General features: G+C 25.8%; 24 protein-coding genes and 1 tRNA gene. 21 read left to right on the plus strand and 4 right to left on the minus strand.

Annotated elements, in window-relative coordinates; all coding sequences use genetic code 11:
• Positions 1 to 121 precede the first annotated feature (121 nt).
• From BUA70_RS07285 to BUA70_RS07305, 5 genes are all read left to right on the plus strand, one after another.
• Positions 122 to 196, plus strand: a tRNA-Asn gene (locus tag BUA70_RS07285).
• Between the two features lie 161 nt (positions 197 to 357).
• The gene (locus BUA70_RS07290; protein ID WP_083573484.1) at positions 358 to 1,290 is read left to right on the plus strand and encodes a polysaccharide deacetylase family protein; all 933 of its coding nucleotides are present in this window, start codon (positions 358 to 360) and stop codon (positions 1,288 to 1,290) included.
• 129 nt (positions 1,291 to 1,419) lie between these two features.
• The gene (locus BUA70_RS07295; protein ID WP_072895617.1) at positions 1,420 to 2,100 is read left to right on the plus strand and encodes a response regulator transcription factor; all 681 of its coding nucleotides are present in this window, start codon (positions 1,420 to 1,422) and stop codon (positions 2,098 to 2,100) included.
• A gap of 8 nt (positions 2,101 to 2,108) precedes the next feature.
• Complete coding sequence (locus BUA70_RS07300; protein WP_072895835.1) at positions 2,109 to 3,506, plus strand: sensor histidine kinase; 1,398 nt, start codon at positions 2,109 to 2,111, stop codon at positions 3,504 to 3,506.
• Between the two features lie 7 nt (positions 3,507 to 3,513).
• Entirely contained in the window at positions 3,514 to 4,998 is a 1,485-nt protein-coding gene (locus BUA70_RS07305) for a hypothetical protein (RefSeq protein WP_072895620.1), read from the plus strand.
• Between the two features lie 126 nt (positions 4,999 to 5,124).
• On the opposite strand, the gene BUA70_RS07310 is transcribed toward BUA70_RS07305, so the two are convergent.
• Positions 5,125 to 7,005, minus strand: a complete 1,881-nt coding sequence (locus BUA70_RS07310; RefSeq protein WP_072895624.1) for an LTA synthase family protein — start codon at positions 7,003 to 7,005, stop codon at positions 5,125 to 5,127.
• A 205-nt stretch (positions 7,006 to 7,210) separates the two neighbouring features.
• Here BUA70_RS07310 and yedF point away from each other — a divergent pair, with 205 nt between their 5' ends.
• The 8 genes from yedF to BUA70_RS07350 all read left to right on the plus strand — a co-directional run bounded on the left by yedF (position 7,211) and on the right by BUA70_RS07350 (position 13,640).
• Positions 7,211 to 7,786, plus strand: a complete 576-nt coding sequence (yedF, locus tag BUA70_RS07315; RefSeq protein ID WP_072895627.1) for a sulfurtransferase-like selenium metabolism protein YedF — start codon at positions 7,211 to 7,213, stop codon at positions 7,784 to 7,786.
• 164 nt (positions 7,787 to 7,950) lie between these two features.
• On the plus strand, positions 7,951 to 8,850 hold the full coding sequence (locus BUA70_RS07320) for a diacylglycerol/lipid kinase family protein (RefSeq protein WP_072895631.1): 900 nt from the start codon (positions 7,951 to 7,953) through the stop codon (positions 8,848 to 8,850).
• Complete coding sequence (locus tag BUA70_RS07325; RefSeq protein WP_072895634.1) at positions 8,847 to 9,212, plus strand: hypothetical protein; 366 nt, start codon at positions 8,847 to 8,849, stop codon at positions 9,210 to 9,212. Before BUA70_RS07320 ends, BUA70_RS07325 begins: the two co-directional genes overlap by 4 nt.
• A complete protein-coding gene (locus BUA70_RS07330; RefSeq protein WP_072895638.1) occupies positions 9,187 to 9,951 on the plus strand; it encodes a histidine kinase in 765 nt (254 codons plus the stop codon). The genes BUA70_RS07325 and BUA70_RS07330 overlap by 26 nt, the downstream gene beginning before the upstream one ends.
• Positions 9,952 to 9,965: 14 nt before the next feature.
• Positions 9,966 to 10,316, plus strand: coding sequence for a response regulator (locus BUA70_RS07335; protein WP_072895641.1), 351 nt, complete (start codon positions 9,966 to 9,968; stop codon positions 10,314 to 10,316).
• A gap of 15 nt (positions 10,317 to 10,331) precedes the next feature.
• A complete protein-coding gene (locus BUA70_RS07340) occupies positions 10,332 to 11,051 on the plus strand; it encodes a LytR/AlgR family response regulator transcription factor (protein ID WP_072895643.1) in 720 nt (239 codons plus the stop codon).
• 389 nt (positions 11,052 to 11,440) lie between these two features.
• The gene (locus tag BUA70_RS07345; RefSeq protein ID WP_072895647.1) at positions 11,441 to 12,331 is read left to right on the plus strand and encodes an ABC transporter ATP-binding protein; all 891 of its coding nucleotides are present in this window, start codon (positions 11,441 to 11,443) and stop codon (positions 12,329 to 12,331) included.
• A gap of 1 nt (position 12,332) precedes the next feature.
• The gene (locus BUA70_RS07350; RefSeq protein ID WP_072895650.1) at positions 12,333 to 13,640 is read left to right on the plus strand and encodes an ABC transporter permease; all 1,308 of its coding nucleotides are present in this window, start codon (positions 12,333 to 12,335) and stop codon (positions 13,638 to 13,640) included.
• A 217-nt stretch (positions 13,641 to 13,857) separates the two neighbouring features.
• Here BUA70_RS07350 and BUA70_RS13290 read toward each other — a convergent pair whose 3' ends face one another.
• Positions 13,858 to 13,992, minus strand: a complete 135-nt coding sequence (locus tag BUA70_RS13290) for a CPC_1213 family protein (protein WP_278337197.1) — start codon at positions 13,990 to 13,992, stop codon at positions 13,858 to 13,860.
• A 201-nt stretch (positions 13,993 to 14,193) separates the two neighbouring features.
• On the opposite strand from BUA70_RS13290, the gene BUA70_RS07355 reads away from it, so the two are divergent.
• From BUA70_RS07355 to preA, 3 genes are all read left to right on the plus strand, one after another.
• The gene (locus BUA70_RS07355; protein WP_242977336.1) at positions 14,194 to 15,183 is read left to right on the plus strand and encodes an NAD(P)/FAD-dependent oxidoreductase; all 990 of its coding nucleotides are present in this window, start codon (positions 14,194 to 14,196) and stop codon (positions 15,181 to 15,183) included.
• Between the two features lie 270 nt (positions 15,184 to 15,453).
• Complete coding sequence (locus BUA70_RS07360) at positions 15,454 to 16,725, plus strand: NAD(P)-dependent oxidoreductase (protein WP_072895658.1); 1,272 nt, start codon at positions 15,454 to 15,456, stop codon at positions 16,723 to 16,725.
• Entirely contained in the window at positions 16,725 to 17,960 is a 1,236-nt protein-coding gene (preA, locus tag BUA70_RS07365; protein WP_072895664.1) for an NAD-dependent dihydropyrimidine dehydrogenase subunit PreA, read from the plus strand. The genes BUA70_RS07360 and preA overlap by 1 nt, the downstream gene beginning before the upstream one ends.
• 98 nt (positions 17,961 to 18,058) lie before the next feature.
• On the opposite strand, the gene BUA70_RS07370 is transcribed toward preA, so the two are convergent.
• The gene (locus tag BUA70_RS07370; protein WP_072895667.1) at positions 18,059 to 18,613 is read right to left on the minus strand and encodes a GDSL-type esterase/lipase family protein; all 555 of its coding nucleotides are present in this window, start codon (positions 18,611 to 18,613) and stop codon (positions 18,059 to 18,061) included.
• 73 nt (positions 18,614 to 18,686) lie between these two features.
• On the opposite strand from BUA70_RS07370, the gene BUA70_RS07375 reads away from it, so the two are divergent.
• On the plus strand, positions 18,687 to 19,517 hold the full coding sequence (locus BUA70_RS07375; RefSeq protein WP_072895670.1) for a homocysteine S-methyltransferase family protein: 831 nt from the start codon (positions 18,687 to 18,689) through the stop codon (positions 19,515 to 19,517).
• 84 nt (positions 19,518 to 19,601) lie between these two features.
• Here BUA70_RS07375 and BUA70_RS07380 read toward each other — a convergent pair whose 3' ends face one another.
• Positions 19,602 to 20,228, minus strand: coding sequence for a RusA family crossover junction endodeoxyribonuclease (locus BUA70_RS07380; protein ID WP_072895673.1), 627 nt, complete (start codon positions 20,226 to 20,228; stop codon positions 19,602 to 19,604).
• A gap of 149 nt (positions 20,229 to 20,377) precedes the next feature.
• Here BUA70_RS07380 and tsaD point away from each other — a divergent pair, with 149 nt between their 5' ends.
• From tsaD to BUA70_RS07400, 4 genes are all read left to right on the plus strand, one after another.
• On the plus strand, positions 20,378 to 21,397 hold the full coding sequence (gene tsaD, locus BUA70_RS07385; RefSeq protein ID WP_072895677.1) for a tRNA (adenosine(37)-N6)-threonylcarbamoyltransferase complex transferase subunit TsaD: 1,020 nt from the start codon (positions 20,378 to 20,380) through the stop codon (positions 21,395 to 21,397).
• Positions 21,398 to 21,407: 10 nt separating this feature from the next.
• Complete coding sequence (locus tag BUA70_RS07390) at positions 21,408 to 22,430, plus strand: alpha/beta fold hydrolase (protein WP_072895680.1); 1,023 nt, start codon at positions 21,408 to 21,410, stop codon at positions 22,428 to 22,430.
• 334 nt (positions 22,431 to 22,764) lie between these two features.
• Positions 22,765 to 24,024 (plus strand): S1C family serine protease, encoded by a 1,260-nt coding sequence (locus BUA70_RS07395; protein WP_111944799.1) that lies wholly within the window; start codon positions 22,765 to 22,767, stop codon positions 24,022 to 24,024.
• Positions 24,025 to 24,337: 313 nt separating this feature from the next.
• The gene (locus BUA70_RS07400; protein WP_072895686.1) at positions 24,338 to 25,231 is read left to right on the plus strand and encodes an N-acetylglucosamine kinase; all 894 of its coding nucleotides are present in this window, start codon (positions 24,338 to 24,340) and stop codon (positions 25,229 to 25,231) included.
• Positions 25,232 to 25,304 lie beyond the last annotated feature (73 nt).

Consider the following 25,304-nt stretch of genomic DNA (forward strand, 5'->3'; position numbering starts at 1 on the left):
AGGTTGATAGGTCAGAGATGTAAGCATGGTAACATGTTCAGTTGACTGATACTAATAGATCGAGGGCTTGACCAATAAAACTTATGTGCAATTTTCAGAGAACACTCTGAACTAAATATATTCCGCAGTAGCTCAATGGTGGAGCACTCGGCTGTTAACCGATAGGTTGGAGGTTCGAATCCTCTCTGCGGAGCCAATTTGATATTTGCATCAGTAATTTTTACTGGTGTTTTTTTATATATTTATATAATTTAATTATGTTATTAATTTTCCATATAAATTTTATGTTTTTGTAACAAATTATGAAATTAAATGACATATTATTAATATGTGAGACAAGCTTTAGGGAGGTAAATAATGAATAAGAAAAAGAATACATATATAAGGCAAAGAAATAGAAAAAGAAGAACTTTAATAGTGCTTTGTTTTTTAATTTTAGTAGCTATATTTGGTGTAGCAAAATTTGCTATAAATAAAAATAAGAAAGATATACAAACTGTAGAAAAAAAATCTCAAGAAGAGAATTTAGCTGCAGAGAATATAAAAAAAGAGGAACCAAAACCTGATGAAATAATAAAAGGTTCTAATGTTACTGTTGAAGGGGATAAGTATGCTTATGATGCAACAGAAGTAGAAGATGTATTAACAAAAGGTAAATATAAAGTAGACGGAAAGAAAATAGCATTTTTAACTTTTGATGATGGTCCATCTACTACTGTTACACCGAAGATTTTAGATATATTAAAAGAAAATGAAATTAAGGGAACTTTCTTTATTGTAGGAAATTCTTTAGATAGAGATGAATCTAAAGAGCTTTTAAAAAGAACTATTAAAGAAGGACATGCAATAGCAAATCATACAGTAACTCATAATTATAAAAAATTATATCCAGGAAGAGTAGTTAATGTAGAAAATTTCATGGGCGAAGTAGAGAAAAATGATCAAATGATGAGAGATGTTTTAGGAGAAAACTTCCATTCAAGAGTTATTAGATTTCCAGGAGGTCATATGTCTTGGAAAGGAACTAAAGAAGTAGATAAGGTTCTTAAGGAAAAGGGATATTTATATATTGATTGGAACTCTTTAACAGGGGATGCAGAAGGCAAAAAAAGAACACCTGTACAATTAGCAGAGAGAGTTAAGACTGAAGTAAATGAAAAAAACGGAGAGCCTGATAGATTAGTAGTTTTAATGCATGATACTTATGGTAAAGAAACTACAGCAGAAGCTCTTCAAGATGTAATAAATTATTTAAAATCTTTAGGATATGAATTTAAAACTTTAAAATAAAAAATAGACAATGAAGAGAAGTTAATAGAGGTAAAATAAACTATTAACTTCTCTAATTTTATATTATAAAATATAAGGTGATGCTAGTTTTAATAACTTTCATTTTATAAATAGGAGGTATTTATACTTATGAGCAAGATATTATTAGTAGAAGATGAAGATAGCATAAGAGCTTTTTTAAAAATAAATTTTGAAAGAAATAATTTTATTGTAATTGAGTCTGATAATGGAGAAGATGGTATAAGAAAAGCTTTATTGGAAAAACCAGATGTAGCTATTTTAGATATTATGCTTCCAGGAATAGATGGATTTCAAGTCTGTGAAAGGCTTAGAAAGGAATTTCCTAAAATGGGAATAATAATGCTTACAGCTAAGGGTCAAGATATGGACAAAATAATGGGACTTGAATATGGGGCAGATGATTATGTTATAAAACCATTCAATCCTATAGAGGTTACTTTAAGAGTTAAGGCTTTACTAAGAAGAATTGATGGAATAAATGGCGATAATAATAAAATAGAGAATGGAAAATTTATATTAGATTTATACTCTCAATTATTATATAAAAATGATACTGAAATAGATGTTACGCCAAAGGAATTTTTACTTATGAAGATATTTATGGAGAATCCAGGGAAGGCTTTTAGTAGAGATGAACTCTTAAACTTAGTATGGGGAATAGATTTTTTTGGAGATCCTAAAATTGTAGATGTTAATATAAGAAGACTTAGAGCTAAGATAGAGGATAATGCATCAGAACCAAAATATATAGAAACAGTTTGGGGAACAGGGTATAGATGGAGAAAATAGGTTGGAGAATGAAGAGCATAAAAACAAAATTAATTATTAATTTTTTGCTTATAATTTTTTCTACAATAATGCTTTTAGAAGTGTTATTTATAATATTTATTCAAAGATATTTTTATGATAGTACTGAAGCATTGTTAGTAAATCAAATTAAAGTATCAGCCAATTTTTATGATAGATATTTTTCATCATCATCATTAGTTGAAAATATTTATGATAATGTAGATGTATTTTGGAAGCAAACTAATGCTCAAGTTCAAATAATTGACTCTCACGGTAAACTGTTATTAGATTCTTTAGGTGTTAAAGAGAATGATTTTGTAGAAACTTCAGATGTAAAAAAGGCCTTAAAGGCACAACAGGGAAGATGGATTGGAAAGGTTAGTTATGATAGCAATGAAGTATTATCTGTAGCATATCCTTTAAAATCTGGAGATAAAGTAGTTGGAGTTTTAAGGTATATTACATCTTTAAAAGAGGTAAATAAATCTGTAAGAAGCATAACTATAGTCTTTACTATAATAGGCATTATGGTAATGATTATAAGTATAATGTTAAGTTATTTTCTAGCTAAGGGAATAATAAATCCTATAAAATCTGTTACTAAAGTAGCAGAAAAGATGGCTAAGGGAGATTTAACTGTTAGAACAAATCATAAATTTAAAGAAGATGAAATAGGTAAATTAGCAGAAACTCTAGATTATATGGCTGAGGAAATATTAAAAAGAGAGAATTTAAAAAATGAGTTTATATCATCTGTATCACATGAATTAAGAACCCCTTTAACAGCTATAAAAGGATGGGCTATAACTTTAAATAATGATTTTACAGATAAAGAAATGCTTAAAACTGGATTTGATATAATTGAAAAAGAAACTGATAGATTAGCAGCGATGGTTGAAGAATTACTAGATTTTTCAAAGCTTATATCTGGCAAAATACAGTTTAAAGATGAAGAAATTAACTTAAATGAATTACTTCAATATATAAATGTATATTTTTCATTAAGAGCTGAAAGAGAAAAAATTAGTTTTAAGGTAGAATTTGAAGAAAATTTACCTAATATAACTGGTGATGGTGATAGATTAAAGCAAGTATTTATCAATATATTAGATAATGCTTTTAAATTTACAGAGGAAAATGGAGCTGTTTTTTTTAAGGTTTATAAGAATGATAATTATATAAATATAGTAATAAAAGATAATGGATGTGGTATTTCAGAGGAAGAATTACCAAAGGTAAAAGAAAAGTTTTATAAGGGTAAAAATTCAAAATCTCAAAATGGTATAGGATTATCTATTTGTGATGAAATTATTAAATATCATAATGGTAATTTTAAAATAAAAAGTGTTATAAATCAAGGAACAGAAGTTATAGTTATGCTACCTATAACAAAGAATAGAGGTTAGATAAAATATGATAAAAAAGTTAAAGGGAATATTTATCATCAGTATTATAATAATTTTTACTTTTATAAATCTAATTGGATGTAAAAAGATAGAAGATACCGGAAGAAAAATAGTACCTCCTGAAGTAAAAAACAATGCTATAACAGGGATTTGGAATATATATAAATATCAAATAATTGATGAAAGAATTGCAGATAAAAAAGAGTCAGATAAACTAATTAATAGTAATGTATCCTTTGGAGAAGATGTGGTGAGAATTGGTGAAATTTATTTTACAATGCCTAAATATAAACTAAAGGTAGTAAATTCTAAGTATTATTTTTTACATGAATATAAGGCTGATATAAATAAATATAATATAGAAGATAAAGAGGTAGAGGCAGTTTTAATTTCTGATTCTGGTAATGGATTTTGCGAATTAGTTTTAAGTAACGACAAAGAAGGTTACTTATTTTATAATGGAGTTATTTATTGGGTAAAAAAAGTATCTAATGAAAGTGAAAAAGCTGATACCAATAAAATAAATAATGATGTAAAGGAACAGGATAAAGTAGTAGACACATCTTATGATATGCCTACAGGATTATACTTAGGGTTAAAAACACCAAGAACTGTAAATGAAGATGGCACTTATTCTAATGTTAAATATAGAACTTTATGGATTTCTTTTTCTAATGGAAAGCTTAATGATATACATGAGAGAGAAAATATTTTATTACCTAGAATGAAAGGATTTTGGGAAGTAAAAGTAGAGGAAAATAAAAAGGATGGAAAGTTATATGAATTTCCAGAAGCTAAAGAAAAAAAGAATGGTGAAAATAAATATAATAATGAATTTAATAATAAAGAAAACATAAATCATTATGAAGAAATTATGTTTGTTGGAAATGACTATATAGCTACAGAATATTATACAGGAGATGACTTTAAAGGAAAATATAACTCTTATAAAATGCTACCTGTAGATAATCTTCAGGTTAGTAATGGAATTGATATAGGAACTTTATTAGGAGACAATGCGAAAAAGGCTTTTAAAGATTCTTATGACTTATCAATAAATTTACTTCCCGAAGAGCAAAAGGTAAAATTTAATAATGATAATTTAAACTATGAAAATTATACAATGATTAGGAAGAATGGACATTGGATTTTAAAAGGGAAGGCTGAAGGGTTAGATAATGAACAGAGAGATTTTAACATAGAATATCTACCACCTAAAAAGTTAGTAAATTACGATAGGCTATATGTTACTTGGAATACTATTAAGGATATCCTTCCATCAGCAATAGATGCATATACTTCTCCTAATGGAAGAATAATATTAATTGCTAATAAAGAATATATATATATATATCAGATATTAAAAGGAAAGATAACAGGAGAACCTTTAAGTAAAATAAAGCTTAATAAGGATGAGAGTATTATTATGGCAGAATGGGCTAATGGAGATTTTGTAGATAGATGGAATAAATTTTTTATTAATAACAATTAATATAAACTGTATAAATATTTTAACTTTAAAAAGGAAGTGAATTATAATTATTCACTTCCTTTTTATTATATTGATTTTATAGTATTTTTTGAAAGAAGAACAATAAATTTAATAGTTACTTTTATGTTAATTCATACCTCTAACATTTTTAAAGTAGTTAGATTTTATCATTTTTTCAGATAGTTCATTGATTTCAAGGAAACTTTTTTGATCCGCTTCTGGTACTGGTGGAGTTCCCTTAAACTTTCCTTTTACAATAGCAAAAGAACGGTTTGTATTTAAAAGAGGTCTACCTAAGGCTGTATTAAAGTATTCATCATTATTTATTCCTAAGGAGTAAAGTAAAGTTGGCATTATATCAATTTGACCACCTATTACGTCAAATTTTTTACCTTCATTTAAGTCTTTTGAATAAATAATTAAAGGAACAACATGATTACCATCATCTAACCACCAAGATTCAGGATTTTTTAAAGTTTCTACTTTATCATTATAATATTTATGAACTCCTGTATGATCTCCTTCAATTGCTACAACTGTATTATCTAAAAGACCTTCTTTGTCTAACATATCTAAAAACATTCCTATTTGTTTATCAGTATAATTTATGCTTTTAAAATAACCACCTAAGACATTATCATTCAATTCACCAGTAAGCTTTAATTCATTATATTCTTCTGGTAAATCAAAAGGACCATGGCTAGTTAAAGTTACAACAAAACTATAGAAAGGTTGCTTTAAAGTTTTCATTCTTTCAGCAGATTGCTTTAAAAAGCTTCTATCACTTAATCCAAGACCGATTATTTCATCTTGTACACAATCATGAGAATCGTAGAATTGTTCAAATCCTATTCCACCTTTTAATGCATTAGCTACATTCCAAAAACTACCTTTATCAGGATGCATAGCAGCAGATGTATATCCTTCCTTTGCTAATATTTTAGGTGATGAGTTATAGGTTGTATTTGGATATCTAAAGAAAGTACTACCCTTTGTAATTGGAAACATTGAAGTATGAACCATTAAATCTGAGTCGGAGCTTGTACCTTCATTAACCTGCTCAAAAATATTAGGAAAATAAAGAGAATTCTTTAAAATTCTATTTATATTTGGAGTAATTTCTTGTCCTTGAACAGATTGTCCTATAACAAAGCTTTCTAAAGATTCTACTTGAAGTACAATTAAATTTTTACCTTTAAAGATACCTTTATACTCATTATCCGGTAAATTTTCATTTTTTAATTCATAATATTTATCTATTTCTTTTTTATCCTGTTCAGTTAAATTAAGAGGTTTTGAATCTTTATAAACGCTTATTGCATCTATTATATGATATCCAACTGGTGAAAAGAATTTAGCAGTATCAGTTGGATCATAGTTTCCAAATAACCACCCATTTTGTACGTTTTCATTCTTTAAGACATATAAATTGAAGGGAATATATCCAACGTATACTAAACAAAGTAAAAAAGTTACTATAAAGCCAATAAAATTTGTTTTTACTTTTTTAAATGCTTTCCTAAATATAACTAGATAAATAATTAAAATTATAAAATCTATTATAAATAAGAAGTCAAAACTACTAATCATTGAAAAAATAGCACCACTCATATTATCAAGATTTGCAGTCTGAGTTACTATTAATATAGAAGGCATAGTATAAAAGCCTCTAAAATACCAAATATCCACTATTATAAGGAATGTAATAACTATATTTATAATAAGCAAATATATATATCTACCTTTACCTTTAAAAAGAAAATAAAAGCTTAAAAATAATCCTATAAAAGCTATATAAAATAGTAAATAAGGTTTAGCATTTTCATAACCTAAATAGAAATTAAAATTATAAGCACTTTTACTTAGGGAAAATCCAAGAAAATAAATACTTTTTAAGGTTAAGGATATTAGTGTAAGCAATAAAAATCCTGTTCTAAGTAAAGCATTTTTATCTAATTTTTGTGTTATAAAATTAGACATTTTGCTTAAACTACCTTTTATGTCCATAGAAGTACCTCCATTTTATTTAGTATATTAATTTGATGGTTTAAATTATATTATAATCTAAAAAATAAATCAAACGAATTGAAAATCAATAACAATTAAAAAAGAAGATTAATAATAGTTAATATCTATAGAGTGTATTAATAATTGTAATATGGTGTTATAATTTAAATAGTATAATATTTTATTAAATAAAGGGGGAAGTGTTATGGATATAATAGATTGCAGAGGATTGGCTTGTCCTCAACCAGTTATTAACACTAAAAAGTATTTCACTTCAATTGAGAAAGGTAAGGCAGAAGTATTAGTAGATAATGAGATAGCAAAGAATAATGTATTAAAGTTAGCATCATCTAATGGTTTGAAATCTAGTGTTATTGAGGAAAATGGAATTTTTAAAATACAATTAGAAAAAAATGGTGAAGCAGAAGAAAAAAATAATAACAAAAACAATTTTATTGTTTTATTAGGATCTGATAAGTTTGGAAGTGGTGATGATAAGTTAGGAACAACTTTAATGAAAAGCTATTTATATGCTCTTTCTGAAAGTGATAAATTACCTACACATCTTTTAATGGTTAATGGAGGGGTAAAATTAGCAATTGAAGGAGAAGAAACAGTAGAATCATTAAACACATTAAAAGAAAAAGGTGTAGAAATATTATGTTGTGGTACTTGCCTAGATTTTTATGGATTAAAAGATAAGCTTGCAATTGGTGAAATAACTAATATGTATACTATCGTGGAAGTTATGAATAATGCTAGTAATACAATAAAATTATAAAATAATATTATAATTTTATGTTTCATAATATAAAGAACTCTTTAGTATGTATTTTGACAATGTTTACTAGAGAGTTTTTTATTTTAATCAATTGAATAAAAAATATTATTATATTATTATAATTTTAAACAAGTTTTAATAAGTTTAGGAGAATTTAGACATTTATGAATCACTTATTTATTATAAATCCAATGGCAGGTAAAGGAAAAACATTAAAATATGTAGAAAATATAAAAGAAATATTTAATGAAAGAGATGAAAAATATATTATAGAAATAACAAAATATAAAGGTCATGCTACAGAGATAGTTAAAGAATATACTAAAAAATCACAGTATAGAGTATATTCTATAGGTGGAGATGGGACATTAAATGAAATTTTAAATGGTATAATTAATTCTAATAGTAGTTTGGCAATAATTCCAGCTGGTTCTGGAAATGATTTTATAAGAACAATAGTTAAAAATTTAGATGATGATAATATATTATTTAATACTATAAATGGAGAAGATAAAATTATAGATTTAGCCAAGGTAAATACTAGATTCTTTGTAAATATTTCATCTATAGGATTTGATGCTAATGTAGTTAATAATTCTAAATTTTATAAAAAGAAAAAATTTATATCAGGACCTATGGCATATTTTATATCCATTATAACTACAATATTTAAATTTAAGCCTATAAATATAGAAATAAAAATTGACGATAAATTAATAAAAGACAGAATCTTACTTTTAGCAGTAGCTAATGGGAAATATTACGGAGGGGGAATACCTATAGCACCTTTTGCTAAAATTGATGATGGATTATTTGAAATTTATCTTATAAAACAAGTATCAATTTTTAAGTTGTTAAAAAGTTTAAAAAAAGTAATTAAAGGTGAACATACATATTCTGTTGAAGAAATAGATTATTTAAAAGGAAAATCAATTTTAGTATCTAGCAAAGAAAAACTTATAGTGAATATAGATGGTGAAATAGTTGAAAGTAATGAATTAAACTTTAAAATTATTTCAAAAGGATTAAAGATTGTAAAACCATTAAGAGGTGAGGCAATATGATTAAATTAGGAAAAGTGTGTACTTTTATGGGGGAAATACTTGGATTATCAACGGAGATAATTATAAGAGGCAGTGGAACTGCTATTAATACTATTTCTAATGTTTTAGATAAGGACAATAAAATTAAGAAAAATAAAATTGAAAAGTCATCAATTGAGTTTGGAGATAAAATAAGTAAATATATAGTTAATACTGTTAAAGATAATGAAGAAAAAATAGATTTAAAATCAACGGAAATTATTGAAAAGATTAAAGATGTAAAAGAAAATGCATATAAAAGTAAAACTGTGATTTATGGTGATCCAGAATACTTATATGGAAAAGAAAATATAATATATGAAGATTATGAAGTGCATAAATAGAAAAAGTTCTTTTTGTGCAAAACAAAAAGAACTTTGGTTTTTAATAATTTTAAATTTAGCATCTTTAATAATAATTTTAAATGGGATTTTTAATAAAACTATGTTGATTATAATAAGTATAATTTCATTAGTTTTAGTTGTAAAAATTTATGTGAAAGAAAAGAAAATTAATGATGGAATTTTAAAAATAAAAGAGGATATAGAAATATTAGATGATAAGGCTCATTTTATATTTAACTCTATTAATACAATAAAATATTATTGTAGGGTAGATCCTAAGAATGCAGGAGATTTATTAGTTAGCTTTTCAAATATATTAAATTATCTATTATTTAAAAAAGAATACAATATTTTAGCTTCTGAAGAGATAGAAAGTGTAGAAAATTATATAAATATAGAAAATATTAGGTTTGATAGGGACATTAAAGTCTGCATAGATTGCTTAGATGAAATAGTAATTCCTAAAGGGTTAATTGCAAATATTATTTTTTTGGGATTTAGATCTAATATATTAAAGCAATTAGATAGTAATATATATATTTACTTAAGAAATATTAATAATATAGTCAAACTTGATGTAGATATAATATTTAATGAATCTTTAAATAAATATTTTAATAAATTATATCTAAAAAGTGACTTTATTAGTTTGGTAGAAAAACAGACTGAACAATGTAATTACTGTTTAAAGTATGATTTAGATGATATATCTATAAAATTTAAGATAATATCAGAATAAGTTAGGAGATATAAATGATAAATATTTTAGTAACAGATGATGAAAAGTTTTCAAGGCTTTTAATTAAAGAGATACTTGAAGAGGAATTTGAAGAGAAGATAAAAATACTGGAAGCAGAAAATGGACATAAGGCTTTAGATATTATACAAAATGAAAATATAGATGTTTTAATAATTGATTCAAAGCTTCCTGACATTTTAGGGGAAAATGTTTGCAAGATACTAAGAGAAGAGAATAAAAAAATAAAGATATTTTTAATAACAGGTATAAAACATGATAATAATATCTTAGAGTTAGTTGATTTCTATATGCAAAAACCTTTTAATGATGAAGCTTTAATAGATGCTATTAAAACAATTTTTTAATAAGGGGATAGTTAAATGTTAAAAGTGGTTATAATCGATGACGAAAAAATTGCCATAGATGAATTAGAGTACGTGCTTACTCAACATGAAGAGGTAGAAGTAATTGGAAAGTACACAAGTGCTAAAACTGCTATAGATGATATGAATGAACTTAATCCTGATGTGGTATTTTTAGATATATCAATGCCGGATTTTAATGGATTTATTGCTGCAGAGCAGATAAAAGAAATAAGTGAGGATATAAATGTAGTTTTTGTTACAGCTTATGATAAATATGCAACGAAAGCTTTTGAAATAGAAGCTAAAGATTATATATTAAAGCCTTTTTCTAAAAATAGAATAGAAATGACTTTAGATAGACTTCTTGAAAAAGAAAATAATAAGTCTATAGGAAGAATTAAAAAAGTAAATAAAATACCAGTGAAAAAAAATAATAGTTTAATATTAATAGATTTATACAAAATTTTATATTTCGTTTTAAAGGATGGAAATACTTACATAATAACAAAGGATGAGGAATATATAATAGAAGAAACCTTTTATCAAATAATAAAAAGGGTAGAAGACTTTAATTTTATAAGGTGTCATAGAAATTATATAGTAAATTTAGATTATGTAACTAAAATTTTACCTTATGTAAATAGTACATATTTAATAAAGGTAAAGGGAAATGATGAAGATATTCCAGTAAGTAGAAGTTATAGTAAAAACGTAAAAAAAGCTTTTGGTTTATAATATTAAATTAAAAAATTTAGTTTATATTATTTATTATAAAAATAAATTAACTTAGATAGAGTGATTTAATCACTCTTTTTTATTTTTACTAGAATATAAAGTGGTATAAGTAAAAAATATATTTATAATATTTTTTAATATATTAAATAGTTAAATAAAATTATTTTGTGTATGGATATAATCTTATAATAGCAATTCTAAAAAATATATATAAGGTAAATTTAATATATTGCTTAGTATTTAAGTAAATCTTAATAAGAAATACATGGAAAAATATGATATTTATATGATAAAATATAATATTATATTATATAAATAAGATTTATAATATTAAAAAATTATATTTATTATTATGATTTTTTAACATTTAAGGGGGAATGACATTAAAAATGGCTATTAAAGTATCAAATTTAGTAAAGAGATATGGAGATTTTATAGCAGTTGATGATTTAAGCTTTGCTATGGATGAGCCAGGGGTATTTGGATTATTGGGGACTAATGGAGCGGGAAAAACAACTACAATTCGTATGATGCTCGGAATGCTTAAAAAAGATGGAGGAAATATTACTTGGAATGGAGAAAAATATAGCCCAAATAAAATTTCTACAGGGTATCTTGCAGAAGAAAGGGGAATCTATAATAAATCTACTATAATAGATCAATTAATTTATTTTGCAGAGCTTAAAGGAGTATCTAAAAAGGAAGCAAAAAAAAGAATTGATTATTGGCTTGAAAAACTTCAAATAACTGAACACAAAAACAAAAAAGCAGAGCAACTTTCAAAGGGAAATCAACAAAAAGTTCAATTTATAGCAGCATTAATATCAGATCCTGATATTTTAATTTTAGATGAGCCTTTAAGTGGACTTGACCCTGTAAATACAGATTTATTTAAGGAAATAATAAAAGAAGAGATAGAAAAGAAAAAATATATTATAATGTCTAGTCACCAAATGAGTACTATTGAAGAATTTTGTACAAGTTTAGTTATACTAGATCATGGAAAAACTGTGCTTAAAGGAAATTTATCAGATATAAAGAAAAGTTATGGTAGGAGTAATCTTATATTAAAATGTGATGGTGACATTTCAAATATTATTAAAGAGAGTAATATGACACTTGTAGATAAAAATATAGAAGAATATATATTTAAGATAAAAGATGAAAAGGAAGCTAATGAGTTTTTAAAATTGTTATTAAAAAGAGAAGTTTCTATTATAAAGTTTGAACTTAGAGAGCCTACCTTACATGAAATATTTATAGAAAAGGTAGGTAATTAATATGAATTTAAAAAATTTTACTAAAGTATTTAATTTTACTATAGTGCAACTTATGAAAACTAAATCTTATAAGATATCTACTATTATAATTATGGTTATGGTATTTATAGGAGTATCACTTATAAATATAATACCTGCAATAAACTCTAATAGTAATAAAAGTGAAAAAACAATAAAAAATGAAGTTAAAATAAAAGAAGTTTATTATAAAAATAATTCTAATTTAAATTTTTTAGATAGTATGAAAGCTATTTTCCCTGATATTACATTTAAAGAGACTAAAGAAAGTGATAAAGTTTTAAATGAAAAAATTGAGAATACAGAAAATAGTGAAGTCTATGTGGAAATTGATAAAAATGATAATAATTATACTTTAACTTTAGTTAAGCCACCTAAAAAAGATTTAGTGACAAATAAAGATGCAGACATATTTATGTCAAGTTTAAATTCTGTTTTAGAATCATCAAAATTAGAAAGTTTAGGTATCTCACCTAATGAAATAAAAGAAATAAAAAGACCTATTGAAAATAAACTTATAGTAGCAGGTGAAAAAGAAAACAGTATAGAAGAAAAAATAGCAAAAATGATACTTCCAACAGTAATATCAATAATATTATTTTATATTATATATTTTTATGGATATTGGGTAGCTAGCTCAATAGTTTCTGAAAAAACTTCAAGAGTCATGGAGCTGCTTTTAACATCTTTAAAGCCAGCAGAACTTATAGTTGGAAAATGTGTGGCTATGGGAGTTCTTGCTTTAATACAGTTTTTATCAATTATAATTATATCTCTATTATCATATAGTGTTAGTGGAATACTGGTCAAAAAGTTTATTAATAGTTCAGCTACTACAATAAACTTATCTGCTATTTTTTCATCAGTATCACCATTAGATGTATTGTTTATAATATTATTTTTTATTTTAGGATATACAGTTTATGCTTTATGCAATTCTTTAGCTGGATCTACAATAAGTAAAGTGGAAGATTTAAATATGGCTATGATGCCAGTATCAATGTTAGGAGTTGTAGGATTTTATATAGCAATAATAGCATTATCTAGTAATGCACCTTTAATGGTTAAACTTGCAACATTTATACCTTTTGCATCACCATTTTATGTGCCAGCAATGTTAGTTTCAAACAATATACCAATAAGTGAAACTTTAGCTTCATTAGCTATAATTGTTGTATTTATAGTGATTTTAATTATATTTACACAAAAAGTATATTCAGTGGCAATACTTCATAATGGAAATCGTCTAAAATTTAAAGATCTTTTTAGAATATTTAAAGAAGAAAAATAATCTACTATTATATTTATAAAAGTAGCTATAATACTTAATTTACAAATAAAAAATACATTAAAGAAAATAATAAAATATAAATATAAAAATTTAAAAAGATTATATAAAGGACTTATTTATTATAAAAATTAAATAAGTCCTTTATAAATTTTTATAGAAAAATGATAGGTTTTAAATTATGAAGTCTTAAAATACTACAATCTAAATAATATAATATTTAAATTTTAAAATCATTAGGATCGTATATTTTAGCTTTAGGTTCTCCAAAATTAGCTTTTACACTTTCAATTACTGGATTGTGATTTATATGCTTTTTATTATTTTTTTTATTTTTACTCTTTTTATTAGTCATATAAAAATCTCCTTTCTTTAAAGAAAAATTAATGGATATTTATATTATCTACAAAAAATTAATAATTAATTATATTTAACTTTTTCTATTAAAATAAAATAGTTTTAGTAGATTTATAATAAGCTTTACTAAATCAATTAAGGCTTTTAGCAATTATAGTGATGTGATAAAATGTCATTGTGTAGATTTTTTAAGAGTGGAGTGATAATTTTGTTAAAATATAATATAGTGGTAATAGGTGGAGGAACAGCTGGAATGGCAGCAGCTATCGCCGCTAAAGAAAATGGAATAGATAAAGTTTTACTCCTAGAAAGAGAAGAAAGTTTAGGAGGAACATTAAACCAATGTATACATAATGGTTTTGGTAAAAAAGTTTTAAGTTCTCCAGTAACAGGGCCAGAATATGCTCAGCTATTAATGGATAGAATAAATGAATTAGAAATAGAATATAAATTAAATTCAATGGTTTTAGATTTAAATAAGGATAAAATTGTAACTTATGTTAATCCAGATGAAGGAATAGTTGATATTAAAGGAGAAACTATTATTTTAGCTAATGGAAGTAGAGAAAAATTTACAGGAAACATAAATATAGCAACAAATAAATTTGCAGGAATTTACACTGTAGGCACAGCTCAAAGATTTGTAAATATTCATGGATATCTTCCAGGAAAAGAAGTAGTAATGGTTGGAACATCAGATATTTCCCTTATTATTGCAAGAAGGCTTGTTTTAGAGGGGGCTAAAATCAAGGCTATAGTTGAATCATCTTCTAATTTAAAAGCTAATAGAGAGGGTATAAGAGCTATAGTAGATCAATTCAATATTCCAGTACAATTTTCTACAATAGTTACAGAGGTAACGGGAAAAGAAAGAATAGAAGGAGTAACTTTAGCAAAGCTAAATGAAAAGGGAGAGATAATAGATGGAAGTTGTGAAAAAATTCACTGTGATAGTTTATTATTATCTGTAGGATGGATGCCGGAAAATGATTTAGCTAAAAAAGCTAATGTAGAAATATCTAAAAGAACATTTGGCGCAAAAGTAAATGAATTCTATGAAACTAATAGAGAAGGAATATATGCTTGTGGAAATACTATTCATGCCTATAGCTTTGCAGATGATACTACATTAGAAGGATTTGCAGCCGGTAGAAGAGCTTCTGAATATTTAAAAAATAAAATAAAATAATAAAAAACTTTATTGTAAGTTTATATACTACAATAAAGTTTTTTAGATATATATATAAATACTTTTTAATTTTATAAAATAAAGTTATTAAAGTATATAGAAAAATAGAGAATTTTGGCGATAAACTGTTAAAAAAATAACAACAATCTTTAAAAATAGATATTATTTAGAAATTTAGATAAAATTAGAAGAAATGGCGTTAGACAACTAGCTTTTTTTATTGATATAATGTAAACGTAAACAGTATTAATTTTTACAGGAGGGGTTATTTTGGGAAGAAATGTTAAATCATTGAAGAAGTTTAAAGAAGAAATAATTTTGCCATCATTTGCAATAGAGGAATCAGCAAGATGTTTGTTATGCCATGATGCACCATGTTCTAAAGCATGTCCAGTAGGAACAAATCCAGCAAAATTTATTCGTTCACTACGTTTTAGAAATTTAAAAGGTGCTGTGGAAACAATAAGAGAAAATAATATACTTGGTGGAGTTTGTGCAAGAATATGCCCAACAGCTAAGTATTGTGAAGGTGCTTGTAGTAGAACAGGTATAGATAAACCAATAGAAATAGCTAAGCTTCAAAGATATTTAACTGATTATGAAAGCGTTTTAGGAATGGAAGTTTTAGATAAAGTTGAAGCTAAAAAGGAAAAAGTAGCTGTTATAGGCTCAGGTCCAAGTGGATTAGCGGCTGCTACAAAGTTAGCTCAATTTGGATATAAAGTAACAGTTTTTGAAGGCAAAGAAAAGCTAGGTGGATGGCTAACTTACGGAATTCCAGAAGATAGATTACCACAAGTTGTTGTTGAAAATGAGATTGGCTATATAAAAAAATTAGGTGTAGAATTTAAGACCAATTGTAAGTTAGGAAAAGATATTAAAATAGGGGATTTAAAAAAGGACGGATTTAAAGCCATATTAATTTCTGTAGGTATGCAAAATAGTAAGAATGTAGATATAAAGGGAGCTGAGCTTTCTGGAGTATTAAAGGGAACCGATTTCCTATCTGAGGTTAATATTAATGGAAAAGTAGAAATAGGAGACCATGTAATAGTAATAGGTGGAGGAGATGTTGCAGTTGATTGTGCAACAACAGCTAAAAACCTAGGAATAGAAGATGTAAAAATAGTATATAGAAGAAAAATTGAAAATATGCCAGCAGAAAGAGATAGTTTAAAATATCTTCAAGATTTAAATATACCTATATTTACAGGATTTAAGCCAGCTGAAATAATTGGTGAAAATAATAAGGTAACTAGATTTAAAGCAGTAGGTATGTTTGATGACTCTGAAATAGAGCTTCCAGCTGACAATGTTATATTTGCAATAGGACAGGAAGTAGAAAGTTTAGAAAATATAGAAAACTTAAAAGTAAATGAAAAAGGAATAATTATTACAGATAATTATAAAACAAATATTGAAGGCATTTTTGCTTCAGGTGATGTAGCTGAAGGAGATAAAACAGTAGTTTATGCTTTAAAAGAAGGAAAAGAAGCTGCTGAAGTTATAGCTAATTATTTAGAGAAGGAAGGTGCTAGATAATGAAAACTAAAGATTTATCAATAGAATTTTGTGGAGTAAAATGTGAAAATCCATTTTTCCTATCATCATCTCCAGTTGGAAACTGTTATGAAATGTGTGCAAAATGTTTTGATGTAGGTTGGGGTGGAGTTGTATTTAAAACAATAGGATTCTTTAAGCCTAATGAGGTATCACCTCGTTTTACAAATTTAAGAAAAGAGTCAACATCTTTTGTTGGATTTAAAAATATGGAACAAATAGCAGAGCATTCATTAGAGGATAATTTAGATGCTTTGAGAAGATTAAAAGAGAATTATCCAACTAAGGTAGTTGTTGCTTCAATTATGGGACAAAATGAAAAGGAATGGGAAGATCTTGCAAGATTAGTAACAGAAGCAGGGTCCGATATGATAGAGTGTAATTTTTCATGTCCTCAAATGACAAGTCATGATATGGGATCAGATGTAGGTCAAAATCCTGAATTAGTTAAAAAGTACTGTGAGGCAGTAAGAAGAGGAACTCATCTTCCAATATTAGCGAAGATGACTCCTAATATAGGGGATATGTCAGTACCAGCAATAGCTTCTATAGAAGGGGGAGCAGATGCCCTTGCAACTATTAATACAATAAAAAGTATTACAGATATAGATTTTGATAAAATGACAGCTTTACCAATTATTAATGGAAAATCTTCTGTATCAGGATACTCAGGAAAGGCTGTAAAACCTATTGCTTTAAGATTTATATATGAACTTGCAAAAAATGAGAAGTTAAAGAATATTCCTATAAGTGGTATTGGTGGAATAGAAACTTGGGAAGATGCTTTAGAATTTATATTATTAGGTTCAAGTAACTTACAAGTTACTACAGCAGTAATGCAATATGGATATAGAATAGTAGAAGATATGATAAGTGGTATATCACATTTTATGGATGAAAGAGGATTTGAAAAGTTAGAAGATATGGTAGGATTAGCTATTAAAAATATAATCCCAGCAGAAGACTTAGATAGGGGATATGTTGTTTATCCTAAGTTTGATGAGAAAAGCTGTGTAGGCTGTGGAAGATGTTATATTTCTTGCTATGATGGAGCTCATCAAGCTATAGAATGGGATGAAGAAAATAGAAAACCTCTTTTAAATAAAGATAAATGTGTAGGATGTCATTTATGTGCTAATGTATGTCCAACTCAAAGTATTTCAAAGGGAGAAATTATCTTTAAAAAAGGTGAAAAACCAAGAGATGTAATATTATAATATAAATATGTAATAAAAATACAAGAGTAAATTAAGACTTTCCTTAAATAGTATTTTTATATTTAGGGAAAGTCTTTTTTTAATTAAAAATATTTATTTTATAAAGTCGTAATTATATTATTAAATATAAGCTTATTAGATTCATATGTTAGATGTATGCCATCTAAGTAATAACTTTCAAAGTTAGGTATTATGGAGGATAAATCTAATATCTTAATATGGTTATTATTTAAAAATTTTTTTGTTAAATTTTCTTTTAATAGTTTTATATTTTTATTTGAATTTTCATAATCAATATTAGAAGACCAAAGTTTTTTAGCTAAGGGAGGAAAAAATAAGGGTGGGATTAAAAGAAAAACCTTTAAATTCTTTTCTAAAGCTTCATTTACCATTAAAATTAAGTTATCTTCTATATAATTTAAATGTCTGCCGCTAAGTAAATCGTTACTTCCTCCCATTATAAATATTCCATCAAAAGAGTCTTTTTCTAATTCTTTAGAGAATCTTGAGAGCATGCCAGAAGTTGTGTCTCCATTACAGCCTTTATTTATAAATTTATGAGATGTATTTATGTTTAATAAATCAACCCAACATTGATTTTTATAAAGTCCATAGCCAAAGGTTAAGCTATCACCTATACAAAGAAATTTCAATTTTATCACCTTATCTTAAAATATTTTTTAGTATATAATTATTATATATAATTTTATAAGAAAGAGGAGTTTTATGGAAGATAGATTATATATAGTAGATGGTGCAATGGGAACAGAACTAAAGAATAAAGGAATAGACTATAATAACATATTATTTGCTAATATAGAGAATAAGGAAATAGTAAAAAGCATTCATACATCTTATATAAAAGCTGGTGCAGAAATAATATCTACTAATACATTTACAATTCTTTCTCTTTTATATGAAAATAAAGAAGAACTTTTTAAAAAAGTATTAGAAAATGTTATTAATTTAATAAAGGATATTAAAGCTGAAAATCCAAATATAAAAATAGCATTAGATTTTGGTCCATTAAGTGCTTCAGCTAAAAAAAAGGATATGAGAAATATATATTTAAAAGCTTTTAATATTATAGATTTTAAAGATGTTGACTATATATATTTAGAAACTCAGTATAGATTGGAAGAAACTTTAATAGCATTAGAGCAATTTAATAAAATCAATAAACCTATAATTTTAAGTTTTACTTTTAATGAAGAAGACTTACTATATTCTGGTGAAAATATAAAGGAAATTATAAGTAAAGTAAGAAATTTTAATAATATAGTGGCATTGGGATCCAATTGTTGTAGAGGACCTAAATCAATGTTTAGTATAATAGAGGAACTTGAAAAGTATTCTCCATATAAAATAATATGTAGACCTAATTTAGGTACTCCTAAAATAATAAAAGGTAATCTTAAATACGATTATAAAAAAGATGATTTTATAGATGATATGAAGAAAATAAAAGGTTTAGGAGCTACTATAATTGGTGGGTGTTGTGGAACAAATCCTGATTATATAAAATTATTAAAAAGTAATATAATAAAAAATAGGTGATTTATAAGTTAAATACTTAGTAAACTAAAGTTATTAACTATAGTTTACTAAGTTAAAAATTTTTATATTAAAAAATTTTAAAAATTATAACATTTTACCTAAACAAGATTTGCAAATTATGGTTCTACCTTTATCTCCTGTAATAAAATCATTATTCTTAATTTTTTTACCGCATATAGAACAAATGGTTAAAGAGTCGGTTTTGTTTTTAGTATTTTTAGTGTTTTTATTTAATTTTCCTTTTGTATTAGGAGGAGGACAATAGGTTATTTTTTCATCCTTTGAAGCTTTTTCTAATACCTCATAGTTGATTTTATAGGAACTTTCTCCAAAAAGTTCAAGTTCAAATCGTGGATTTTCTTTATCATAAAATTCTTCTATTATTATTCTTCTAATTTGGGCATCATTAATTATAAGCCCACTTTTTTCTATACCATCAAAAATGCTTTTCGTTACGTTATTAGTATCTGGATGGCGTTTTTCACTTTTATAATATACTTTTAATATAGCGATAAGAGCTTCATCTAACACTATATCAGGGTTTTGACTTCTAGCTTTTAATGCAATTTCCTCTTCATAAATTGCATATCTGTCGTAATACTTTCCTGTATTATAAGGTAGTATTGCTCTACCTTGGGTATTGAATAATTTAAAATTGGATTTAGTTATAGGAGAACCTTCAACTATTACTTTGGCATAACATTTTTTCATAAAAAACTCCTTTAAAAACTTTAACAACTATAAGATTTATAATGTAATAATACTTTAATTTTACACTATTATATATTAATTTGCATTGATTAACATTTTCGTATAAAGTATAATAACTTATGATTAAAACATTAGAATGAGGGATATAAATGAAGGATAAAATAATATTAGCGATAGAAAGTAGTTGTGATGAAACTTCTGCAGCTGTAGTGGTTAATGGTAGAAAAGTTCTTTCTAATATAATTTCATCACAAATTGATATACATACAAAATTTGGTGGAGTAGTGCCAGAGGTAGCATCTAGGAAACATATAGAGGCTATAAATCCAGTAGTAGAAGAGGCTATTTTAGAGGCTGGAATAACTTTAGATGATATAGATGCTGTAGCAGTTACATATGGCCCAGGACTTGTAGGAGCACTTTTAGTAGGACTTCAATATGCAAAAGGATTAGCTTATTCTTTAAACAAACCTTTAATAGGAGTTAATCATATAGAAGGACATATCTGTGCTAACTTTATAGAACATAAAGATTTAAAACCACCTTTTGTATGTTTAGTTGTTTCAGGTGGTCATACTTTTATAGTTCATGTAATGGATTATGGAAAATTTGAAGTTTTAGGAGAAACAAGAGATGACGCGGCAGGAGAAGCTTTTGATAAAGTAGCAAGAGCTATAGGACTTGGATATCCAGGTGGGCCTAAAATAGATAAACTTTCAAAAGAGGGAAATAAAAATGCTATTAAGTTTCCAAGAGCTAATTTTCATGATAATACTTTAGATTTTTCTTTTAGTGGAGTTAAATCATCAGTATTAAACTATTTAAATAAAATGAATATGACAGGTGAAATTATAAATAAAGCAGATGTAGCAGCATCTTTTCAAGAAGCAGTTATTGATGTGTTAACAGAGAATGTCTTAACTACTTGTAAAAGAAGAAATCTTGATAAAATAGCTATAGCAGGAGGAGTAGCTTCTAATTCTGCTTTAAGAGAGAAGTTAACAGTAGAGGCTGGGAAAAATGGAATTAAGGTACTATTCCCGTCACCAATACTTTGTACAGATAATGCAGCAATGATTGGAAGTGCAGGGTATTTTGAACTTGTAAAGGGTAATATATCTTCTCTAGATTTAAATGCTAAGCCAAATCTTAAATTAGGTGAACGCTAAGGAGGATTAAATGAAGTTACTACCGTATTCTAATAGTTTTCACAAAACAAAGATTAAAAGAGATATAAAACCTTTTGATATTATTAAATATATTTTATTAGTTATAGGTTCTATACTAATTATAGGGTTTTTATATGAATTTATATCTTGTAAGATAGAAGATGGAAGAATTATTGATAAAAATAAATTTGTAAGAGTTGATGGTAACAAATATCATTATAAAGTAATGGGCAAAGGAGATATAACTGTTATTTTTGATGGAGATATGGGAGTCCCTTTTAATCAGTGGAAAAAGGTAGCAGATATATTGGAAAAAGAGGGTAACTGTAGAATGTTTTTCTATAATAGAACAGGCTATGGATTAAATGATTTAGATAAAAATAAATCCCCAGAGCAGCAGGCTAGAGATTTAAGAATGGTATTAAAAAAGCTTGGTATTAATAGTCAAGTGATTTTAGTTGGAGAAGGATACGGCACTTTAGTTATGACTAACTTTGCTAAGATTTTCCCTAAATATGTAGAGGGAATGGTTCTTATAAATCCTATAAATGAAAATCAATTTAAAGATTCAGATTTTATAAAAGAATATAAAAATAAAGCTTTTGGACAGGGAATATTAAAAGCGGGTTCTTATGTGGGCTTAACAAAACTTTTATATAATATGAATTTAATAAAAGATCCAACAGGTTATCTAAACAATATAAATGAAGATGATAAAAAAGAATTTAAAATATTAAGAACAAGAAATAACTATATTTCAGCATATAAAAATGAATTATTTAATGTCATAAATGGTAATAGCAAGTCTCAACAGGAAGGATTAATAGGAGATAAATATTTAACTATAATTAATAATAGTAAATTTTCATCTAAGCAAAAAGACCTTGAGAATTTAACTACTAACAAAGATGATTTAGACATAGTAGATATTGATAGTAGTAGTGATATAGTTTCTTTAGAAAAAAGTGAAGATATATCTACTGCAATAAGACAGATGTGCAAAAAATATATAAATTCTAAAAAGGCTACTTAAAATTTAATATAATATATTTTAGATATTACGACTATCTCATTTTTGAGATAGTTTATTTTTTTAGTAGATTATATATAAGATATTATGAATTAAAGTAAATTTTAAATAAATTCTTTAATTAACTATTTGTTAATAAATATTAATTTTATTATATTAAATGAGATTTATTCTGATTTAATTTGTATAATTAAATTTTATTTAATTTTATTAACATAAAATATACAAATATGTTTACTTTTTGACATTGAACTGTAACAATCTAAGAATAATATAGAAAATGTAGAAAGAAAACAAAATAAATTTTTTATAGAGTAATGTTTAGGAGGTACTAATTATGAATAATGAAAATAATAACATAAATGATAATATAAATAATCAAGCTTCAAAGGATGAAAACATTAAAGAAGAAAAACAACCAGATTTTATTATAGTAGAAGAAAGCAAAGATGAAAATGAAGAGGGAGTATGGACAACTAAAGAGCCACAAAGAAAAAATAATAAGAAAAGGAGTAATGGAATGAAAAAAGTAGCATCATTTGTTGCAGCAGGATTAATCTGTGCCATGATTGGTGGTGGAGTAGGAGCTGCTGGAATATATTATTTTAATAAAGATAAACTACAACAAAATAATATAACTTCTAATAGCAATGTACAATCAAACCCACCAAAATTTATGTCATCAACAGAAGGCGCATTAACTATACCAGAGGTAGTAAAAAAAGTTGAACCTGCAGTAGTTACAGTATCAACTAAAAGTTTAGTACAAGGAAATTTTTCAATACAAGAACAAGAAGGTGTAGGAACTGGATTTATAATTAATGATAAAGGATATATAGTAACTAATTATCATGTTATAAAAGGTGCAAATCAAGTAAAAGTAACTTTTGATAACGGAAAAGAAGTTAATGCTAAAATAGTAAATTATGATGCGGAACAAGATTTAGCAGTAATTAAAATAACTGATGATGTTGAGGTACCAGGAGTTGCAGAACTTGGCGATTCATCAACACTTCAAGCTGGTGATGAAGTTATAGCTATTGGAAATCCTTTAGGAAAAGAATTTGCAGGTTCAGTAACAAAAGGTATTGTAAGTTCACCTAATAGAGTTATAGATATGAATGGTAAAAAAGTTACATTTATTCAAACAGATGCAGCTATTAACCCAGGAAATAGTGGTGGACCATTAGTTAATAGTAAAGGACAAGTAATTGGAATAAATACTGCGAAGAAGACAGGACAAGATGTTGAAGGTATTGGATTTGCAATTCCTATTGATGAGGTAAAAGAAAGATTAGGAGATCTTTCAAAACCAATATTAAAATTAGGAATAAGTGTAAGAAATGTTGATGAAAATACAGCTAAAGCTAACGATTTAGTAGAGGGAGTATATGTAGTAGCTGTATCAGAATTTAGTCCAGCAGAAAAAGCAGGTCTACAAGCTGGAGATTTAATTACTAAAGTAGATGGAAAGAGAGTTAAAACTACTGAAGAATTAAATAAGATAAAAGAAGAACATAACGCTGGAGATACATTAAAATTACAAGTTTATAGAAATAAAAAATATGTTGATATAAATGTAAAACTTGAAGAGTAATATGAATAGATTTAGGTTTAGTAATAAAGATATTAAGAGTATATATATTTTAAAGCACCTGTACATTATTTAATGTGCAGGTGCTTTTTTAGTAAAACATATTATTTTTTACCAAAAGTTAATATTTATTATATTAATATTTAAGAGTAATTAAAAAGTATTATAATTAAATGTAATATATGTAGTATATTATATTAGAAATGTATTTAGACTATCTTAAATAAAGAAATAATATATGGTAAAATATAAGTAAAATAATAAGTTTTATATAACTATAAAGTTTTATTAAATTTAGGGGATAAGGAGAATTTATATGAAGTACATTATTGGAGTAGATGGCGGAGGTACAAAAACTGAAGCTGTAGCATATAATTTAAACGGTGAAAAATTAGGGGTATCCTTAAAAGGTTATGCAAATTTACTTAATGGAAGAGAAGAGGCATTAAAAAATATCTTAAGTTCAATTAGTGACTTAACAGATAAATTTGGTATAGAAGGAGTAGAGGGTCTATATTTAGGTATAGCAGGATCAGAAGTAGGAAATAATGCAAACATAATAGGAGAAGAAATAAAAAATAAACTTTCCTTAGATTCTGTAGTTATGAATGATGGAGAATTAGCTTTACGAGCTATTTTAAAAGGTGAAGATGGAATATTAACTATTGCAGGAACTGGATCTATTGCTTTTGGAATAAGAGAAAATAAAAGCTTTAGATGTGGAGGCTGGGGTCATCTTTTAGGTGATGAAGGAAGTGGATATAAAATAGCAATAGATGGTATAAAAAGAATGATTTTTGAGCAAGATAATTCCTTGGAAAAGTCTAATATGTCTAAACTAATAATGAAAGATTTAAATATTAATTCTGTAGATGAAATAGTAGAATTTGTATATTCTTCGAGCAAAGATGAAATTGCTAAGATAACTCCTATAATAGCAAAGCTTGGAGAAGAGGGAGATCCTATTGCAAAGGAGATTCTTATTAAAGAAGGAAAAGACTTAGCAAAAACTACTGAAAATGTATACAAAAAACTTAATTTTAATAGTTGTTACATAGGTTTAGTTGGTGGGGTAATAAAAAAGGCAAAGGTTTTAAGGGAAACTTTTGAGGAATGTTTAAAAAATAATATAAATGTAGACGGTTTTATAGATGAAGAGGTTTCAGCTGCAAAAGGAGCTTATTATATCTATAAAAAATCATTAAATTAAAAGAAAGAGATTTAAAGCTCATAATATTATATTTAATTTAAACTAAATTTTTAATGAATTAGTTTTTATAATA

The sequence above is a fragment of the Clostridium fallax genome (assembly GCF_900129365.1).
Taxonomy (GTDB): domain Bacteria; phylum Bacillota; class Clostridia; order Clostridiales; family Clostridiaceae; genus Clostridium_AH; species Clostridium_AH fallax.